Origin of the sequence: Paenibacillus yonginensis (assembly GCF_001685395.1) — a bacterium.
Taxonomy (GTDB): Bacteria; Bacillota; Bacilli; order Paenibacillales; family Paenibacillaceae; genus Fontibacillus; species Fontibacillus yonginensis.
This window is the reverse complement of sequence record NZ_CP014167.1, coordinates 2,336,506-2,354,600: the sequence shown is the minus strand read 5'-3', so window position 1 is coordinate 2,354,600 and position 18,095 is coordinate 2,336,506. Positions and strand designations below refer to the sequence as shown.

Sequence of the window (18,095 nt, the reverse complement as noted above, 5' to 3'; positions counted from 1 at the left end):
TGGGGCCAGACTCGGGTGAACAGCTGAATAGGCTGAAAAAATGGAGAACTTTTCCCGTAAGCACCGCAACTCGCATCCTCTTGGTCTCGTATAATTAAGCAGCAGCGAAGATAGATAGGAGGATGACGGTATGGGTTGGAAAAGAACGGCGGCTTTTTTGCTTTTGTTTTCCCTGGCGAGCAGCACGCTTTTGTATGCGGACGGCACCTCGCAGAAGATCAAGGTTCTGTTTAACAGCCGTGAACTGTCCGACGGGGCTTACATCATTGACGGCAAAACCTATGTGCCTATCCGCGAACTTGGCGGAATGGTGAACTACAATGACGATTCCAAAACGGTTAAATTCAACAAACCGAATGTGCATATTTTTCTATTTAAAGGGGATACCCCTTTCGGCAACGTCAATGTCGGGAAATTGAAGTTTAATGTCTTCTGCCAGATCGACAGCTTGACCGCCGACATCAGTTCGGTGAAGGTGGCAATTACAGCGCCGGACGGCTCGGTTAAATCCATTCAGTCCCAGGAGATCGGCAAAGACCAGAAAGATAACTTCTGGTTCCGCACAGCGGATTTTACTTACGAGTTTAACTCTGCGGGGAAATATTCGGTCGGCTTTTATATGAAAGGAACCGGGGACGACGACTATACCCTGATCTCCCAAAAGGTCATAACAGCCATAGGCAGTTAATCCGCGGCAAAATTGACCTTAATGTTGGAAAATGTTACGATACGATGGTAAACCATAGACTGTTTATCAAATGACCGAAAGTAGGTAGAATCCATGAGCGATCACAATCATGTACACGGCGAGAACTGCGATCATGATCACGACCACGAGCATGAAGAGTTCGTGTTAACTTTGACTGACGAAGAGGGCAACGACGTTGAAATGGTGTTGGTTGAAACCTTTGACGTAGCCGACAATGTTTACGCCTTGCTGCTTGAGCGCAACAACCCTGAAGCCGACGGCATTATTCTGCGTCTTGAAGAGCAAGATGAAGAAATGGTGTTGACCAACATCGAAGACGAAGAAGAATGGGCCCGTGTTGAAGAAGCTTACAACGAGCTTGTATCTGCACAGGACGAAGGATAATTCCAAGCCACGCTAACTTCATTTACAACAATGAGAAAGGCTCCCCGATGGGGAGCCTTTTGTGCGTTTTTATATGTTGGTTAGAGTTTGATGTAGCGCAGGATCGAAGCGCCGCGCTGAAACGCAGCGCAGCCATTAGAAGATCGGATCGGCTTCAATAATGACTTTGACATTGTTAATGTAACGATCCTCCGGTCCTTTCACCGGCAGTCCGACCTCGACGTGATCCACGATATAATCGATGTTCTCCTGGGTAATGACTTCCCCTGGCAGCAGAATCGGAATGCCCGGCGGGTAGACGTAAATAAACTCGGCGATAATCCGGCCTGCGGATTCCTTAAACGGCACCACTTCCGTATCGGCATAGAAAGCGTTGCGCGGAATGAGGGACAGCTGCGGAATTTCCGGCGTCTTCACGATAAGCTCTTTGACTTCGCCTTTCTGATGATAGGCCTCAGACAAATCACGCAGCGCACGAAGCAGGGTATCGATCGTTTCGCGCGAGTCCCCGGCTGTGACCAGGCACAAAATGTTGTACATATCCGAAAGCTCGACTTCGATATTGTAATGCTCGCGGAGCCAGTTCTCCGTTTCGTAGCCGGTAATGCCGAGGTGGCGGACATGGATGGTCACCTTGGTCGGATCCATGTCATAAGCGGCTTCGCTGCCCAGAATTTCCTTGCCAAACGAATAAAGACCTTCGATTTTGTTCACTTCGTCCCGCAGATAATCGGCAAGCTTAATCGCTTCCGTCAGCAAATCATGGCCGTTTAGAGCCAAATTGCGCCGTGCCGCATCCAGGGAAGCGAGCAAAGGATATGACGTAGAGGTCGTCGTCAGCATGCTGATGATCGTTTGAACCCGCTGCGGGTTAATCAGTCCGTTCTTGGCATTGATATTCAGCACGGAACTTTGGGTCATGGAGCCCCCGAGCTTGTGTACGCTGGTGGCGGCCATATCCGCGCCGGCCTGCATCGCTGATACCGGCAAATCCTCGTGGAAATGGATGTGTACGCCGTGCGCTTCATCCACAAGCACCGGAATGTTGTGGCTGTGAGCCAGCTCTACGATTTCTTCCAGATGGGCTACCACTCCAAAGTAGGTAGGATTGATAACTACAACCGCTTTGGCGTCCGGATGGCGTTTGAGCGCACGGGCGACAGAGGAAGTCGTAATGCCGTGGTCAATGCCCAGATTGTGGTCTTGGGCAGGGGAGACAAACACCGGCTTGGCCCCTGCAAAAATAATAGCGGACATAATGGATTTATGGATGTTCCGCGGCACAATGATTTTGTCTCCGGGAGAACAAACAGACATAATCATCGTCATAATCGCACCGCTTGTCCCCTGTACGGAGAAAAAAGTATGCGTAGCGCCGAACGCATCGGCGGCAAGTTTTTGAGCTTCTTCAATTACACCCGTAGGCTGATGAAGGTCATCCAGGGGAGCGATGTTGATCAAGTCGATGGACAAGGCGTTATCGCCGATAAATTCACGGAATTCTTCGTCCATTCCGAGTCCTTTTTTATGTCCCGGAATGTGAAATTGTACGGGATTGCCGGCCGCATGGGCTTTCAATGCGGTGAAGAGCGGCGTGCGGTTGTGATCCATTGTGGCCGTCACTGCCTTTCTAAAATGAAATATAAACAAAGTTGAGTATAACAAAAAGAGTCGGGAATGCAAGCATAAGCTTGTCTACCATTAAGCGGCGGGGGCTCTTTTGTGTAAATATGGGTTAAAATTCCTTGCCGGAAGGGCAGACTGTATAGCAGGATGGCCCTTTTATTTTACGCAGCGGGAGTTGGACAGAAGATGAAAATGAAGGTCAAAGGTTTTGAGAAAAAAGTTCTGACACCGACATTCATTTGTTTATGGCTGATTATGTTCCTGATCGAAGTGGTTAAAAGCGCTCTTCTGGTCACAATTTTGCCGGTTTATATGGGAAGCGTGCTGGGGCTTTCGGCTTTCGCGATCGGCGTTTCCCTTTCTCTGCAGTATATAGGAGATAATTTCTTCCGCAGTCCAGCCGGCTGGCTGGTTGAGCGGGTGGGATTCCGGCTTACGATGCTGGCCGGTCTGATCCTGTCTTTGGGCGCTGTTGCACTGATTGCCTGGGGAGAGCGGTCTTTGATCATCGGCCTGGGCTGCACACTGCTGGGTGTGGGGACGGCTCCTTTATGGCCGTGCGTGCTGATGGGCATTACTGAAATGACTGAGGGCAAACAAAACTTCGGCACAGCGATGGGCATTATTCAAATGTCTACGCTGGGCGGCACCGGCGTCGGTCCTGTCGTCATCAACCTGTTTATCCACAGATCCTATGAAGGTGTGTTCTGGATTCTGCTCGGCTGCCTTACGCTTGCCCTGCTGCTGGCCTTTCTGCTGCCGGGAATCCGTCAGGAGCGGCAGAGAAAACAGGCGGGATTGCCGGCAGAGACGACGCCGCTCAAGCCCCAATCAAAGCCGGTTCTCGAAGCGGCCCTGAACAAGACGGCCGAAACGCTGCCTGAAGCCGCCGGCCGGCCTTCTTCGGCATCGCCCGTCTTAATGGCCGGAGGGCTGCGGAAGCTGGGGGCTAATTTAAAGCGGACGTTCACGGAGATCCGGATGAACCTGCAGGTCAGCCGGCTCCTGTACCCTGCTTTATTCCTGCAGTCTTTTGCGATCGGTGTGTTAACCCCCGTCATTACGCTTTATATTCGCACGGTGCTTCTGTTGTCCCCTGCGATGTTCAGCATTCTGCTTGTAACCGGAGGCGCAGTGACGGTGCTGGGACTGATTCCGGTCGGCAAACTTGCGGATAAATACGGGACCCGGATATTCCTGAACACCGGGTTTCTGCTGGCTTTCCTGTCTGTATTGGGGTTGGCCTTGTTCCGGGAGATGACTATGATCTGGATTCTTGTGGTCTGCATAGGAGCCAGCTATGCATTTATCCTGCCGACCTGGGATACGATGATCGCCAAGCAGCTTCCGGAAGGCGAGAAAGGGACCGTGTGGGGCTTTTTCCTGACGATTCAGGGCTGCGGCATGGTGATTGGCCCGGTCATTTCCGGCAAGCTGTGGGATCTCTTTGGCCCGTCTGCACCGTTTCTGGTCAGTGCAGGCTCGATGGGCACGCTGCTGCTTATTCATCTCTGGATTTCCAGACCCGGCCGCAGAACCCGCCAAGGGCCCGCCATCCGTCAGAAGACGGCCGGCAGGCCCTTGAACGACAGAAGCGGGTCCAAAGCCCGACTTCGTTAAATGGGATCAAAAGGAGATTTTATACAGCGGCAGAAGCGTTTCAAAGGTGCTGCGGATGAGCTCGGCAAGGCCTTCGCCATCCTGCAGCTGGTCGGAAGTGCGCGGCAGGCTGAGGCCACACAATATTTCTGATTTCTTCACCTTCAGCAGCTTGCGGCCCATCTCGGCCAGCTCCTGTGCGGTGATTTCGCTGTTCCGTTTCCCGCCTGGCGTCATATGATCCATCGACCAATAGTAGTCGCCGGGAAGCTTCTTTTGCACCTCGGAAGCGTGCTGCTCCAGATACCGGCCGATAATCTCTTTGTTGGGGCTTTCATAGATGACGGCCATCACGATGAACAAATGGGTGGAGAACAGGCCGACCTGAAAATGCGGCAGCGCTTTGTAGCCGCGTTTGCTGCTGCTCCAGGCGACCCAGGTATCGTTGGGCGGATTAATGGTTCTTCGTGCGTGTTTGGCGACATGCGGGAACATTTCGTCTCCGGTCAGCGCGGACAGAAACGGCTGAATCTCGGTTCCGATCTCTTCCAGCTTGGGACGTACATGGGCAATTAAACCTTCCATGCGGGGCTCCAGCCCGGGAATGGCCATGGTATCAAAATCCTGCGTCGTAAAACCTGCTATTGACATGAGACAAGCCTCCTGATTGCGTAAAAATCAACTCGTCATAAAGTGAGCTTATCCTGATTATAACACATGCCCAGGGAAGAACGACCCACACCGGAGCCCGGGCCCGGGAGACAGAATGGGACAGCCGTTTTGAATCTGCCCAAGCCGATCAGCTTGAATGAATCCGGGTTGCTTGCGTCATAGGGGCCTTATACCGGGTAAAAATAATCATTAATCCAAGTTACCATCACATAGGATGGAGTATAAGATATTGTAAAAACCTGTTAAGGCTGTGAGGAAACCAAGTTTTGCGTGGATGCAAAACGCCAGAGGAGGGCGTGCCGTGAACAAGAGCTACGAGGTCGAGTACTGCAATCTGGATCTGCGTTTCGAGCGCCGGCACCTGCAGCAGTTGATCCGCGACCTGATTCAGGACGGATATTCGCTGTATTGGAGCGAAAACGATTCGATTTTTATCATTTCCGTAAGAACCGGCCGCAAGCTGACCAAACTTCGTTTCGAACGGGTAGGCCAGGGCTACAAGCTAGTCGGGGACTATGTCATTAAAGATGCTAAATTGGCAGAATGGCTGGAGAAGCTGATCGGAGATCTGCGGGGGCATGCCGTTGTCAAACGGATTAAGGACAGACAAATTCTGATTGAAAATATTCTGTTCGGCGAGGTGATCCGTCAGGTGGAAATCTCCGGAATGGAGCATAAGGTGCTCTACCAGAAGGAACCGCAGCCCAGTCTCGCCAAGATGAACCGGATGTTCCATTCCAGACAGTCGGAGGAACGGACGGAAGAGCTGCTTGCGGCGCTGGATGAACAGCTGGAGAAACTCCATCTAGCGCTGGAGTCCGGCAATACGGAAGAAGCGGAAGCGATCAAGAAAGTATTGGAGCGCATTCGCCGCAATCTGCTTGAGCTGGAGTGGAAATAAGACCGTTTGGCCGGTTAAAGGGGAAAATGTCGAGAATTGCAAGCATAAACACCTCGGAAATGTAAAATTCCAGGGGTGTTTATGTTGATTTGATGAAGCCTGGTCCGCCAAGTGGATATTGCCATTTGAAGATGATATATTGGAATCGAATTGGAATCCAAATTTTGTTTGCAAAGGATGGAGAAAAAATGTCTAAACAGCAAATTGGCGTTGTCGGACTAGCCGTAATGGGTAAAAACCTTGCGCTCAATATCGAAAGCAAAGGGTTCACCGTGTCGGTATTTAACCGTTCCCCGCAGAAGACACACGACCTGCTCGAAGAAGCCAAAGGCAAAAACCTGGTCGGCACTTTCTCGATTGAAGAGTTTGTTGCATCCCTGGAAACTCCGCGTAAAATTCTGATTATGGTACAAGCTGGTCCGGCTACGGATGCTACGATTGAACAGCTTGTTCCGCATCTGGATCAAGGCGATATTATCATAGACGGCGGCAACGCCTTTTTCCCGGATACCCAGCGCCGCAGCAAAGAGCTGGAAGCCAAAGGCCTTCGCTTTATCGGAACCGGCGTATCCGGCGGCGAAGAAGGCGCGCTGCACGGCCCTGCCATCATGCCTGGCGGCCAGGAAAGCGCCTATAAGCTGGTCGAGCCGATCCTGACGGCGATTTCTGCGAAAGTAAACGGCGATCCATGCTGCACCTATATCGGTCCTGATGGTGCCGGCCATTACGTAAAAATGGTACACAACGGCATCGAGTACGGCGACATGCAGCTGATCGGTGAAGCTTATCACCTGCTCAAGGACGTGCTTGGCCTGGACGCCAAGGAACTGCACGAAACGTTCTCCGAATGGAACAAAGGTGAACTCGACAGCTATCTGATCGAAATCACTGCGGATATCTTCTCCAAATATGATGAAGAAACCGGCAAACCGATGGTGGACGTTATTCTGGACGCCGCCGGACAGAAAGGCACCGGCAAATGGACAAGCCAAAGCGCTTTGGACCTGGGCGTGCCTCTGTCCATGATTACCGAGTCCGTGTTCTCCCGTTTCTTGTCTGCGATGAAGGAGGAACGTGTTGCCGCCAGCAAAATTCTGAGCGGACCAGCTGCGAAATCCTTCGACGGTGACAAAGCCGAATTTATCGAGAACGTGCGCAAAGCCTTGTTTGCAAGTAAAATCGTCTCCTATGCCCAAGGTTTCGCCCAAATGCGCAGCGCTTCCGACGAATACGGCTGGGATCTGAAATACGGCAACATCGCAATGATCTTCCGCGGCGGCTGCATCATCCGTTCGCAGTTCCTGCAGAACATCAAAGACGCTTACGACCGTGACCCGCAGCTCAAGAACCTGCTGCTTGACTCCTATTTCAAGAACGTCGTGGAAAGTTATCAGGAGGCTTGGCGCAAAGTAGTCGGCACAGCAGTTTCCTACGGTATTCCTGTACCTGGCTTCTCCAGCGCTTTGTCCTATTATGACAGCTACCGTACGGAACGTCTGCCAGCCAACCTGCTGCAGGCGCAGCGCGACTATTTTGGCGCGCATACGTTCAAGAGAGTAGACAAGGAAGGCGTCTTCCACCATCAGTGGTTCTGATTGCCTTGCATGCATGACAAGTTTAACGCCGGCTTTACAGCGCGGCGGGACAAGCGTCAGGGACGGCCGCAGGCCGTTTCCGGCGCTTTTTTAGTTCAGCCGACCAAGAATGTTCCTCTGCAGGAGGGACAAGCCTGGCAGCCACTCCGGCAGACTCTGTCAGCAAAAGGATGCCAGCTTTCAAGACATGTGATATGATATGAAAAATGTTAACAGCAGAAGGTAGGTGCGTCATATTGCCGGAGCAGGAGAATTGGATTCTTATCGGTATGATGGGAACCGGCAAATCTACGGTGGCGGAGCTGCTTGCGCATAAGACCGGCAAAAGGCTGGTCGATCTCGACGCGGAAATCGTCAAAGCTGCAGGCTGCCCGATTCCCGAAATTTTTGAACGGCAGGGAGAAGCCGTATTCCGTGAACTGGAGTCCGTCGTGCTTGCCCGTCTATTGGAGGACAAACCGCTCATCCTCGCCACAGGCGGAGGAGCGGTGCTGAACCCGGACAACTGCAGGCTGATGCTTGACAAAGGCTGGGTGGTGGCGCTCAAGGCTGACGCCGACACGATCTTGAAGCGGGTAGGCGAGGACAGCAATCGTCCGCTGCTGGCCGGTGGAGCCAAGGAGAGAATTCTCCGCTTGCTGGAGGAACGCAAGAAGGCGTACGACTTTGCCCACTGCACAGTCGATACATCCGCTTTGGAGCCTGAACAAGTGGCGGCTCACATTTTAATGCTTCAACGCGTTTAATCAAATTGGTGGAAGGGGCTTTTTTATTATGGATATTATCGTAAGGCCAACCCCGGAGCTTAAAGGGGAAATACAGGCGCTCTCATCCAAAAATTATACGACCAGATACCTGCTGGCGGCAGCGCTGGCGGAAGGGACAAGCGTGGTCCGTTATCCGGCGCACAGTCAGGACAGCGACGCGATGCGGCGCTGTATTGCTGATTTGGGGGCCGCTTTGGAGGAGACCGACGATCAAATCGTCATCACCGGCTTTGGCGGCAAGCTGAGCCCGGTGAAGGAGCTGAACGTCGGCAACGCGGGAGCCGTGCTTCGTTTTCTGATGGCCATCGCCGCCTTATCGCCAGAAATCACGTTTGTGAACACTTATCCAGACTCCCTCGGCAAACGTCCGCATGACGATCTGATCACAGCGCTGGAGCAGATGGGAGTCCAGGTCGAACATCAAAACGGGCGCCTGCCGATCACGATTCGCGGGGGCAAACCTAAAGGCGGGAGCATCACCGTTTCCGGCGAAGTCAGCTCCCAGTATCTCAGCGCGCTGCTGTTCCTGACGCCGCTGCTTGAGGAAGACAGCGAAATTACGGTAACCGGCGATCTGAAATCGAAGGTTGTCGTCGGTCAAACGCTGGAGGTGCTGGAGCAGGCGGGCATTCAGGTGGAAGCCGCACCGGATTACACCTTGTTTAAAGTTCCGGGCAAGCAGAAGTACCAGGCCCGTACCTACGTGGTCCAAGGGGATTATCCGGGTTCGGCGGCCATTCTGGCTGCGGCTGCGGTTACCCGTTCCGACGTGACGGTTCATCGTCTGGAGGAACGCAGCAAGCAGGGCGAACGGGCTGTCGTAGACGTGCTGCAGATGATGAACACGCCGCTGCGCCACGAAAACGGCAGCGTTCGCGTACAAGGCAACCATCAGCTGCGAGCCGTTGAATTTGACGGGGACGCGGCTACGGATGCGGTACTGGCCATGGTGGCGGCAGCCGTATTTGCGGAAGGCACCTCACGTTTTTACAATGTGGAGAATCTTCGCTACAAGGAATGCGACCGGATCACCGATTTCGTCACGGAGCTGAGAAAAGCTGGGGCCGACGTGGAAGAGAAGCGGGACGAAATCATCGTTCACGGCAAGCCGTTTGGCGTGGAAGGCGGGGCGACGATTGACGCTCACTATGATCACAGGGTGATTATGGCCTTAACGGTTGTCGGCCTCCGCGCCCGCAACCCGATTGTGATCAAGGACGCCCATCATGTGGCGAAGTCTTATCCGCAATTTTTTGATCATATTGCCGCGCTTGGCGGGTCCGTGGAATGGGTAAAAGAATAAAAGATAGATGGCTTAAACCTATGTCTACAAATCAGGAAAGGCGGGATCACGAATGGCCTTTGCAAATCCGGATCGAGAGCAGATCAAAGCTATTTTGGAGCAGGCGGACACGATTGCGGTGGTCGGATTATCCGATAAGACGGACCGGACATCCTACATGGTGGCCCGGGCCATGCAGGGGCGGGGATACCGGATCGTACCGGTGAATCCTTCTGTGCAGGGAGAGATTTTGGGCGAGCGGTGTTACGCTTCGTTAAAGGACATCGAGCAGCCGATCGACATCGTGAACGTGTTCCGCCGCAGCGAATTTACGCCGGACATTGCCAAAGAAGCCGTCGAGGTAGGAGCAACCACCTTATGGCTTCAGCAGGGAATCGTCAATGAGCAGGCGGCGGAGATTGCCGCCGAAGCCGGCTTGAACGTGATCATGGACCGCTGCATCAAGGTCGAAGACGCCGTTTTGAAGCCGGAACGCCAGAACAAGAAATGATCCGATTTGATCTGATGTTTCCTGTTCCCTGTTACTTTCAGAACCCTCAGGGGTTCTTTTTTTTGGACTTTTTTCCGGGGACGATGGATAAACTAGTTACAATCTCCGTTACTTTTTCCTTTGACAATTAACAGGTCCAAAGTTACCATAACTAGGGTAGAAAGAGATAAAACATCTAACAACTGCAAAGTTGAAGGGGTCTGAGTGCATGATGATACAAGGAATCGGCGCTGCTGCGGGCGTAGCCATCGGCAGGGCTTTTGTGCTGCCTGCATGGGAAATGGATATTCAGGACCGGCAATTGGAAACGATTGATCTCGGCAGGGAGTTCGACCGGCTGCAGGAAGGCATTGTGACCTCCAAACATGAAATTGAAGAGATTCGCAACGAAATTCAGCAGATGGTGGGGAAAGAAGAGTCGACGATTTTTGATGCGCATCTGGCGATTCTGGAAGATCCGGTATTTATGAGCGAGATTCGCGGCATTATAGAGCGGCAGTACAAAGCGGCTGAAGTTGCCGTCAAGGAAGCCATCGACCATTTTGTAACCATGTTTGATCTGCTGGATGATGAATATATGAAAGAACGGGCTTTGGACATCAAAGATGTCGGCAATCGTCTGCTTAAGCATTTATTAGGGACGCCTGAAGTCACCCTGCCCAAAAATAATGAGCCTTACATATTGGTAGCGCATGAGCTTTCCCCTTCCCAGCTGGTGCATTTGAATCCCAGCCACGTGCTGGGTATGGTGACGATGGTCGGGGGGAAGTCCTCGCATTCGGCTATTATGGCAAGAGCGCTGGGAATCCCGCTTGTCTCCGGGTTTGAGAATCTGCTGGATTCCATGATCCAGACAGGCGACCTGCTTGTGCTGGATGGCAGCAGCGGGGCTTTATACATTAATCCGGCTTCGGAAATTATTGAGCGGCATACCCTGGTGGCCGAGAAGCAGAAGCGCAGGAAAGAGCAGCTCCAGCTTCTGGCTGCGGAGGACGCGGTTACGCTGGATGGCGTGCATTTTCATCTCGCCAGCAATATCAGCTCTTATAAAGAATTTGAACTGGCCGTCAAACACGGCGCCGAAGGCGTGGGATTGTTCAGGACGGAATTTATTTATATGGATCGGATAGAGCTGCCTACGGAAGATGAACAATATGAAATTTACCGCCGAGTTGTGGAGCATGCGGGCCTCCATCCTGTGGTGATAAGAACATTGGATATTGGCGGCGACAAGCAGCTGGAATATTTTCCGCTGCCTGAAGAGGAGAACCCTTTTCTCGGCTATCGTGCCATCCGGATCAGCCTTGACCGGCATGATCTGTTCAAGACGCAGCTAACCGCCATTCTGAGGGCCAGCGCTCACGGCAGCGTAAAAATTATGTACCCGATGATTACATCGGTGGAAGAAATCCGCAGCGCCAACCGTATTCTCGCGGAAGCCATGTCCGAGCTGGATAAGCGGGGCATTCCGTACGACAAAGAGATTCCTGTCGGAATCATGATTGAGGTGCCGGCGGCGGCGGCTTCTGCCGAACTGCTGGCTGAAGAATGCGATTTCTTCAGCATTGGCACCAACGACCTGGTGCAATATGTGCTGGCTGTGGACCGGATGAACGAGAAGATCGCCCATCTCTACCGGCCTTTCCATCCGGCAGTGCTGCGTATGCTGAAGATGACCGTCGATGCTGCGCAGTCCCATCATATCCAGGTCAGCGTCTGCGGCGAGATGGCCGGGGACGAACGGTCGCTCCCGATCTGGTCTTATCTGGGCGTCAACCACCTGAGCATGTCCCCGCAGGCATTGCTTCGCGTAAAACATTCGATTCTAAATGTATCGGCTGAAGAGGAAGCGGACGTGGGCCGCAGCTGCTTTGCTTGCCGAACGGCAACTGAAATCGAGGAGCTGCTGTCCTCGCGGACTCATTTTGAGAACTGAAGTCCTATATCTAAAACAAAAGGTCTGCCACTCATAAGGTGGCAGCCTTTTTTTGGCAAGCTGGACTGGGGATTTTGTCCAATCCATTCGGGCCTTGAAACAGGCACCCCAAGCACAAAAACCTTCGAATAATAACGAATTTTGTCGAAATTTCTGATTGCGGAAAACGGAAATCTTTCGTCGCTTCTGGTATATCCTTCCTCCCAGGGCCTGTCGGACAAAACGGGAACCGCATTTTTGCCGATGTACTTTTTCCCTTTTCATAACCGTCTGAACCTGCTGAAGGACGCCCTGATGCTTCCCTGCTATTACCAGTTAACTCCAAATTTGAATCCACCTGTATAATTTATCTATTGACGAAAGCCGGTTTCGATTATTTAATGGTATCGACAAGACTAGAACTGACACAAAGGATGAGGTGGGTACGGTGGACACCCCTTGCAACTGCGGACAAATCAAAAGTTTGGGTTTCAGAACGATTATTCACGGTAAAACGATAAAAATTAAAGGTGTTCCCGTCTGGGAATGTGAGCAATGCGGCCTTTATGAGCTGTTTCCATGCATCAAGCAGGATGTGTGTGAACTGCTTGCCGAGTTGAAAGAGGAGAATAAGGCAAGTGTTTCATTTAGTGAATATAATGAATTGGCGGCGGTCATGTATGAGGTTTATAAGGAAACCCGTTTCCAAGAGAACAACGCCGAAGTTTATTTAATGGAAGTGGAAAGCCGCTGTAAAGAACGGATTAACCTGCTGCTTGATGTTTACGGGTATGCCAAACAGAACGAAGATCATAAATGGATGAAGCAGTTGATGACACGCCTGTCCCAGCTGACTTTCACGCCGGCGGAAACTACATAACCTCCCTTTTTCCGGCATAGACAACGTTTGATCTGTATACTCCTACAAAAGATTTTGAACATTCGTGAAAAATTTTCATGAAAATTGGCTTTTTTCTTTTCTTTTTGATAAAATAATTTGAAAGTTCGTTTATTTATTCGTTTTATTTTTCGGAAAGGGGTTCAATTCTATGTCTGCATTGACAAAAATCACTTCTACCGAACAACTTCAACATGTTTTGACTTCTTCTTCTGACCGACCTGTTTTGTTGTTTAAACACAGTACACGCTGTCCGATCAGCGCACGTGCAAATCAGGAAGTGTTGAAATATTTGGGCGACCAGCCTAATGAAAACGTAACCTACGGTTTGATTCATGTTGTTGAGGATCGTCCGGTTTCATTGAAAGCCGCCGATTTGCTGCAGGTGAAACATGAATCTCCTCAGGCGATTCTGGTTGAGGATGGAAGAGCGGTCTGGAACACCTCTCACTCCGGAATTACGGCTGACGTATTGAAGGAAATTCTCCAAAAGTGAAGCGTTATCATTGCGGATTGATGATTTTTGTCGTATCATAAAACCTAATTAAACTCCTTACGAAACCCGAAGAACGAATGAAAATTTATTGGCAATGGAGAGAAGAATGTGACGGTTACCATTTATGATGTGGCACGCGAAGCAGGAGTCTCGATGGCCACGGTTTCCCGGGTGGTCAACAACAATCCGAATGTAAAGCCGCAGACCCGCAAGAAAGTTTATGAAGCAATTGAACGTTTGGGTTACCGTCCAAATGCGGTTGCGCGTGGTCTGGCGAGCAAGAAGACAACAACGGTAGGTGTCGTTATTCCGGATATCTCGAACTCGATTTTTGCGGAAATCGCGCGCGGGATTGAGGATATTGCGAACATGTACCACTACAACATTATTTTGTGTAACGCCGATAAGAAGAAAGAGAAGGAAATCCGTGTCATCAACACGCTGCTTGAAAAACAAGTGGACGGGCTCCTCTTTATGGGCGGAACGGTTACGGAAGAGCATATTCAGGCTTTCCAAACGTCTGCAGTTCCTATCGTGCTTTGCGCAACAAGCGATGAGAACGGTCTGATTCCTTCCGTTGACATTGATCATGAAGCTGCTGCGTTTGACGCTGTAAGCACCTTGATCCGTCACGGACACCGCGAGATTGCGATGATCAGCGGAACCCTGCAGGACCCTGCTAACGGCTTCGCCCGCTTCCAGGGGTACAAGAAAGCGCTCGAGAAAGCCGGCATCCAGTACCAGGAAGACCTTGTGCGGATCGGCAACTACCGCTATGAATCCGGCGTGGAAGCGATGAAATATTTCATCGGCTTGAAGAAACGCCCAACGGCGATCTTTGCGGCTACGGATGAGATGGCGATTGGCGCGATTCACAGCATTCAGGACGAGGGATTGAAAGTACCGGATGATTTCTCGATCATCAGTGTAGATAACACCCGCATGGCCTCCATGGTGCGTCCTCAGCTGACAACGGTTGCACAGCCGATGTACGACTTGGGCGCTGTAGCGATGCGTCTTCTCACCAAACTGATGAAGAAAGAGAACGTTGAGAATATGCGGGTTATTTTGCCGCATGAAACGATTCTCCGCTTGTCCGTAAGTCATTTGTAATTCAGCTACTAACAGTTGAATCGATCATAATCGGAAGAAAGCTCCTGCTAAAGGGGCTTTTTTTTGAGAGCGGAAAGCACTGAATGTTTGTATTTACAAATAAAAAGGGGGCGGCAAGAACATGCCTTATATCGGAATATTGGGAGCGATGGATGAAGAAATCGCCCTTTTGCTTCGACAGATGGAAGGGAAGGACACACAAATTCAGGCGGGAATTCCATTCACGACTGGAAGGCTGCTCGGTCGAAACGTTGTGGTCAGCAAATCAGGCGTAGGGAAGGTGAACGCTGCGGCAACCACCCAGCTCATGATCGACCGCTTCAACGTTTCCTCCGTGTTGTTCACGGGCGTCGCCGGCGCGGTGAATCCGGAACTGCAGATTGGCGACATCGTCATTTCGTCTTCGTGCCAGCAGCATGACATGGATGTAACCCCGTTAGGTTATGCGCGGGGAATCATCCCGTACCAGGAAATTTCGGATTTCCCTGCGGATGATGCCTTGGTGAAGCTTGCCATGCGGGCATGCGAGAAGATATGCCAGGACCATCAGTTCCTTGTGGGACGGGTGTTATCGGGGGATCGGTTTGTGGCGGATCGCGATGTGGTTCAGGATTTGTACGAGAACATGCATGGTGCCTGTGTCGAGATGGAGGGAGCCGCCGTTGCCCAGGTATGTTATATGAACCGGGTGCCTTATGTAGTGCTTCGTTCGATGAGCGATAAAGCGGACGGCTCGGCTCATGTGAATTTTGCCGAATTTACGGTCGAGGCAGCGAACCGTTCTTATGCCATCCTGAATGAAATGATCGCCAGCCTCTAATACATAAACCGCTGGTGAAAGCGGATGCGATCGAACTGTTCCTGCGAGGACAGCGGCACGTCCCGGCCCATCCGGACCATCAGACAGTTGGCCGGATGGGAGCAAATCTCCGGATCATCCGTAGCATACCAGACCATGTTTACGGTCTGCATCAATTTCTCCATCATCCGCCGGTATTCCCAGACGGAAAGTCCGCTTTTTTTCAAATCCCAATGCCAATAATATTCCGTTGTAAACACGATATAGGATTCCAGCTGTTCCTGCTCGAAGGCAGTCCGCAGCATGGAGGAGCCCAGTCCGCAGCCACGGTATTCATCCGCCACCTCAATTGCGCCAAGCTCAAGCAGATCTTCCATGCCGCCTTCCGACCATCGTTCCATAACATCGGGATAATGAAAAGTGACATAGCCGAGGATCACGTTGTCCTGCCTGGCTGCAATAACTCGTCCTTCCGGCAATCCGGCGATTTCGATCAAAGCAGCAAGCTGCTCGGAAGGGGGGCGAAAAGCGTCCAGATCAGGGTGCATGGCGAACTTCCGGAGCTGCTCCGGAGGCACCGGGCCCTCCACCACGATAGGTGTGATTCCTTCTGTTCCACCGGACTGATCTTGGATGCTTAATGGCAGCTCATGATGAACATGAATTTTGTAATGGATCATGTTGCAGCGTCCCCCTTCCTTTGACTCACTTATAACAGAAAATCTAATTTTTGAAAAGTTGTAGCGCTTACATTTTGGGTATGCTATAATGCTTTTGACATAAAAAATTCACAATATTTGGGTGAGTTCCAATAACCTCTTGTTATCCTAAACCCGCTTTGGCTCTATGTAGATGTTAACCGCCGTTTATTCCAACCACTCATCACCGATTAAATCCCGAATGCGCCCTGGAGGGTCAGAATTTCTCCTTGCAAAATAATTTTTGATCAAATAGATGCTTGTCATACAGCGGCTGCCGTTTTTTCGAATAAGGACGTAGACCAGCTATATGATTAACATATCCTTTTGTATTGAATCCGTTTTCATTTGGACGATTGCCTTGTGTAATGAACAATTGGGGAGGATGAAAAGATGAATTCCATGCAGGGAGAACTTATACCGGCAACGCAAGCGAACACAAATTTGGGGGACTATGAAACGGCCCGCCAATCCTTTCAATGGGACGAAGTGGAACAGCAGTTCAGCTGGCACCGGACCGGCTTTATTAACCTGGCCTATGAGGCTATCGACCGGCATGTGGAGGAAGGGCGGGGCGACAAAACCGCATTGATCTATTCGGATGCCGAACGGGAAGAAAGCTATACGTTTGCAGAGCTGCAATCCTGGTCGGCCCGATTTGCCAATGTGCTGCGCAAACATGGCATAACGAAAGGAGACCGGGTTTTTGTTTTTATGCCGCGTTCTCCGGAACTTTACATTAGTATATTGGGAGCCATTAAGGCTGGCGCCGTTGTCGGTCCTTTGTTTGAAGCCTTTATGGAGACGGCCGTGAAGGACCGTCTTGAAGACAGCGGTGCTTCTGTTCTGGTGACAACACCTGCGCTGTTAAAACGTGTGAAACGCGAGGAGCTGCCGGAGCTGCGGGCAATTTTTGTTGTCGGAGCCACCCCGGAGCAAGCGGAAGCTGAAGGAGCAGGCATATATCCTTTCGAACAGGAAGTGGTTTCGGTCTCTGCGGATAACGCAATTGAATGGGTGGAGCTGGAAGACGGGCTGATTCTTCACTATACCTCCGGTTCAACGGGGAAACCTAAAGGCGTATACCATGTGCATAATGCCATGATTCAGCACTATTTTACTGGCAAGATGGTACTGGATTTGAAAGAAGATGACATTTACTGGTGTACCGCTGATCCAGGCTGGGTAACAGGAACTTCTTACGGGATTTTTGCCCCATGGCTGAACGGGGTTTGCAACCTCGTATTGGGTGGACGTTTTGACCCGGGAGCCTGGTATTCGGCGATTGAGAAATATAAAGTGACTGTCTGGTACAGCGCGCCAACGGCTTTCCGCATGCTGATGGGTGCGGGGGAGGAAGCCGCGGGAAAATATGACCTGTCCAGCCTGCGGCACGTGCTTTCCGTGGGCGAGCCACTTAACCCGGAGGTTGTGCGCTGGGGACTTGCCGTCTACAAAAGACGGATCCACGATACGTGGTGGATGACGGAAACAGGCGGCCAGCTGATTTGCAATTACCCGTCCATGGCCATCAAGCCGGGTTCGATGGGCAAACCGCTGCCGGGGATCGAAGCCGCTATCCTGGATGACCAAGGAAATGTGCTTCCGCCGAACCGGATGGGGAATTTAGCGATCCGGACGCCGTGGCCGTCCATGATGAGAACCATTTGGAATAACGAATCGAAATATGCAGAATATTTCCGGATTCCGGGCTGGTACGTGTCTGGTGATTCCGCCTATCAGGATGAAGACGGTTATTTCTGGTTCCAGGGCCGGATTGATGATGTCATCAACTCCTCCGGCGAACGGATTGGGCCGTTTGAGGTGGAAAGCAAGCTCGTGGAGCATCCGGCGGTAGCAGAGGCAGGCGTCATTGGCAAACCGGATGCCGTACGCGGCGAGATCATCAAAGCTTTTGTGGCGCTGCGTGACGGCTATGAGCCGACGGAGGAGCTGAAGGCGGAGATTGCCCGGTTTGTCAAAGAGGGGTTATCCGCCCATGCGGCTCCGCGTGAAATCGAGTTTAAAGATAAACTGCCTAAGACCAGATCCGGAAAAATCATGCGGCGTGTGCTCAAGGCGTGGGAGCTTCATCTGCCGGCCGGTGATTTATCCACGATTGAAGATTGA

Annotated in this window: 17 protein-coding genes; 14 read left to right on the top strand and 3 right to left on the bottom strand. The window is 51.5% G+C overall.

Annotated features, from left to right (window positions below):
• Positions 1-130: 130 nt before the first annotated feature.
• Together AWM70_RS10830 and AWM70_RS10825 are read left to right on the top strand one after the other, a co-directional pair.
• Complete coding sequence (locus tag AWM70_RS10830; protein ID WP_068696306.1) at positions 131-688, top strand: stalk domain-containing protein; 558 nt, start codon at positions 131-133, stop codon at positions 686-688.
• A gap of 93 nt (positions 689-781) precedes the next feature.
• Positions 782-1,093: a DUF1292 domain-containing protein gene (locus AWM70_RS10825; protein WP_068696305.1), complete on the top strand. Its 312-nt coding sequence runs from the start codon at positions 782-784 to the stop codon at positions 1,091-1,093.
• Positions 1,094-1,228: 135 nt separating this feature from the next.
• Here the strand turns inward: AWM70_RS10825 and AWM70_RS10820 are convergent, their stop codons facing one another.
• A complete protein-coding gene (locus tag AWM70_RS10820) occupies positions 1,229-2,704 on the bottom strand; it encodes an aminotransferase class I/II-fold pyridoxal phosphate-dependent enzyme (RefSeq protein WP_068696304.1) in 1,476 nt (491 codons plus the stop codon).
• A gap of 201 nt (positions 2,705-2,905) precedes the next feature.
• Here AWM70_RS10820 and AWM70_RS10815 point away from each other — a divergent pair, with 201 nt between their 5' ends.
• On the top strand, positions 2,906-4,339 hold the full coding sequence (locus AWM70_RS10815) for an MFS transporter (protein ID WP_068696302.1): 1,434 nt from the start codon (positions 2,906-2,908) through the stop codon (positions 4,337-4,339).
• 6 nt (positions 4,340-4,345) lie between these two features.
• Here the strand turns inward: AWM70_RS10815 and AWM70_RS10810 are convergent, their stop codons facing one another.
• Positions 4,346-4,969 (bottom strand): DUF1054 domain-containing protein, encoded by a 624-nt coding sequence (locus AWM70_RS10810; protein ID WP_068696301.1) that lies wholly within the window; start codon positions 4,967-4,969, stop codon positions 4,346-4,348.
• A 322-nt stretch (positions 4,970-5,291) separates the two neighbouring features.
• Between AWM70_RS10810 and AWM70_RS10805 the strand changes: the two genes are divergently transcribed.
• The 10 genes from AWM70_RS10805 (at position 5,292) to AWM70_RS10750 (ending at position 15,288) form a co-directional block, all read left to right on the top strand.
• A complete protein-coding gene (locus tag AWM70_RS10805) occupies positions 5,292-5,891 on the top strand; it encodes a hypothetical protein (RefSeq protein WP_068696300.1) in 600 nt (199 codons plus the stop codon).
• 188 nt (positions 5,892-6,079) lie between these two features.
• Positions 6,080-7,486, top strand: coding sequence for an NADP-dependent phosphogluconate dehydrogenase (gndA, locus tag AWM70_RS10800; RefSeq protein ID WP_068696298.1), 1,407 nt, complete (start codon positions 6,080-6,082; stop codon positions 7,484-7,486).
• A 206-nt stretch (positions 7,487-7,692) separates the two neighbouring features.
• Entirely contained in the window at positions 7,693-8,232 is a 540-nt protein-coding gene (locus tag AWM70_RS10790) for a shikimate kinase (RefSeq protein WP_068696293.1), read from the top strand.
• 28 nt (positions 8,233-8,260) lie between these two features.
• Entirely contained in the window at positions 8,261-9,556 is a 1,296-nt protein-coding gene (aroA, locus tag AWM70_RS10785) for a 3-phosphoshikimate 1-carboxyvinyltransferase (protein WP_068696291.1), read from the top strand.
• 52 nt (positions 9,557-9,608) lie between these two features.
• Positions 9,609-10,046 (top strand): CoA-binding protein, encoded by a 438-nt coding sequence (locus AWM70_RS10780; protein WP_068696289.1) that lies wholly within the window; start codon positions 9,609-9,611, stop codon positions 10,044-10,046.
• Between the two features lie 211 nt (positions 10,047-10,257).
• Entirely contained in the window at positions 10,258-11,982 is a 1,725-nt protein-coding gene (gene ptsP, locus AWM70_RS10775) for a phosphoenolpyruvate--protein phosphotransferase (protein WP_068700572.1), read from the top strand.
• Between the two features lie 427 nt (positions 11,983-12,409).
• On the top strand, positions 12,410-12,841 hold the full coding sequence (locus AWM70_RS10765) for a YgiT-type zinc finger protein (protein ID WP_169823429.1): 432 nt from the start codon (positions 12,410-12,412) through the stop codon (positions 12,839-12,841).
• Between the two features lie 169 nt (positions 12,842-13,010).
• Positions 13,011-13,355, top strand: a complete 345-nt coding sequence (gene ytxJ, locus AWM70_RS10760) for a bacillithiol system redox-active protein YtxJ (protein WP_068696280.1) — start codon at positions 13,011-13,013, stop codon at positions 13,353-13,355.
• 108 nt (positions 13,356-13,463) lie between these two features.
• On the top strand, positions 13,464-14,468 hold the full coding sequence (gene ccpA, locus AWM70_RS10755; RefSeq protein WP_068696276.1) for a catabolite control protein A: 1,005 nt from the start codon (positions 13,464-13,466) through the stop codon (positions 14,466-14,468).
• Positions 14,469-14,589: 121 nt separating this feature from the next.
• Positions 14,590-15,288, top strand: coding sequence for a 5'-methylthioadenosine/adenosylhomocysteine nucleosidase (locus AWM70_RS10750; protein ID WP_068696274.1), 699 nt, complete (start codon positions 14,590-14,592; stop codon positions 15,286-15,288).
• Here the strand turns inward: AWM70_RS10750 and AWM70_RS10745 are convergent.
• Positions 15,285-15,947, bottom strand: a complete 663-nt coding sequence (locus tag AWM70_RS10745) for a GNAT family N-acetyltransferase (RefSeq protein WP_083180236.1) — start codon at positions 15,945-15,947, stop codon at positions 15,285-15,287. The two genes, AWM70_RS10750 and AWM70_RS10745, sit on opposite strands and share 4 nt — an antisense overlap.
• A gap of 411 nt (positions 15,948-16,358) precedes the next feature.
• Between AWM70_RS10745 and acsA the strand changes: the two genes are divergently transcribed.
• On the top strand, positions 16,359-18,095 hold the full coding sequence (acsA, locus tag AWM70_RS10740) for an acetate--CoA ligase (protein WP_068696272.1): 1,737 nt from the start codon (positions 16,359-16,361) through the stop codon (positions 18,093-18,095).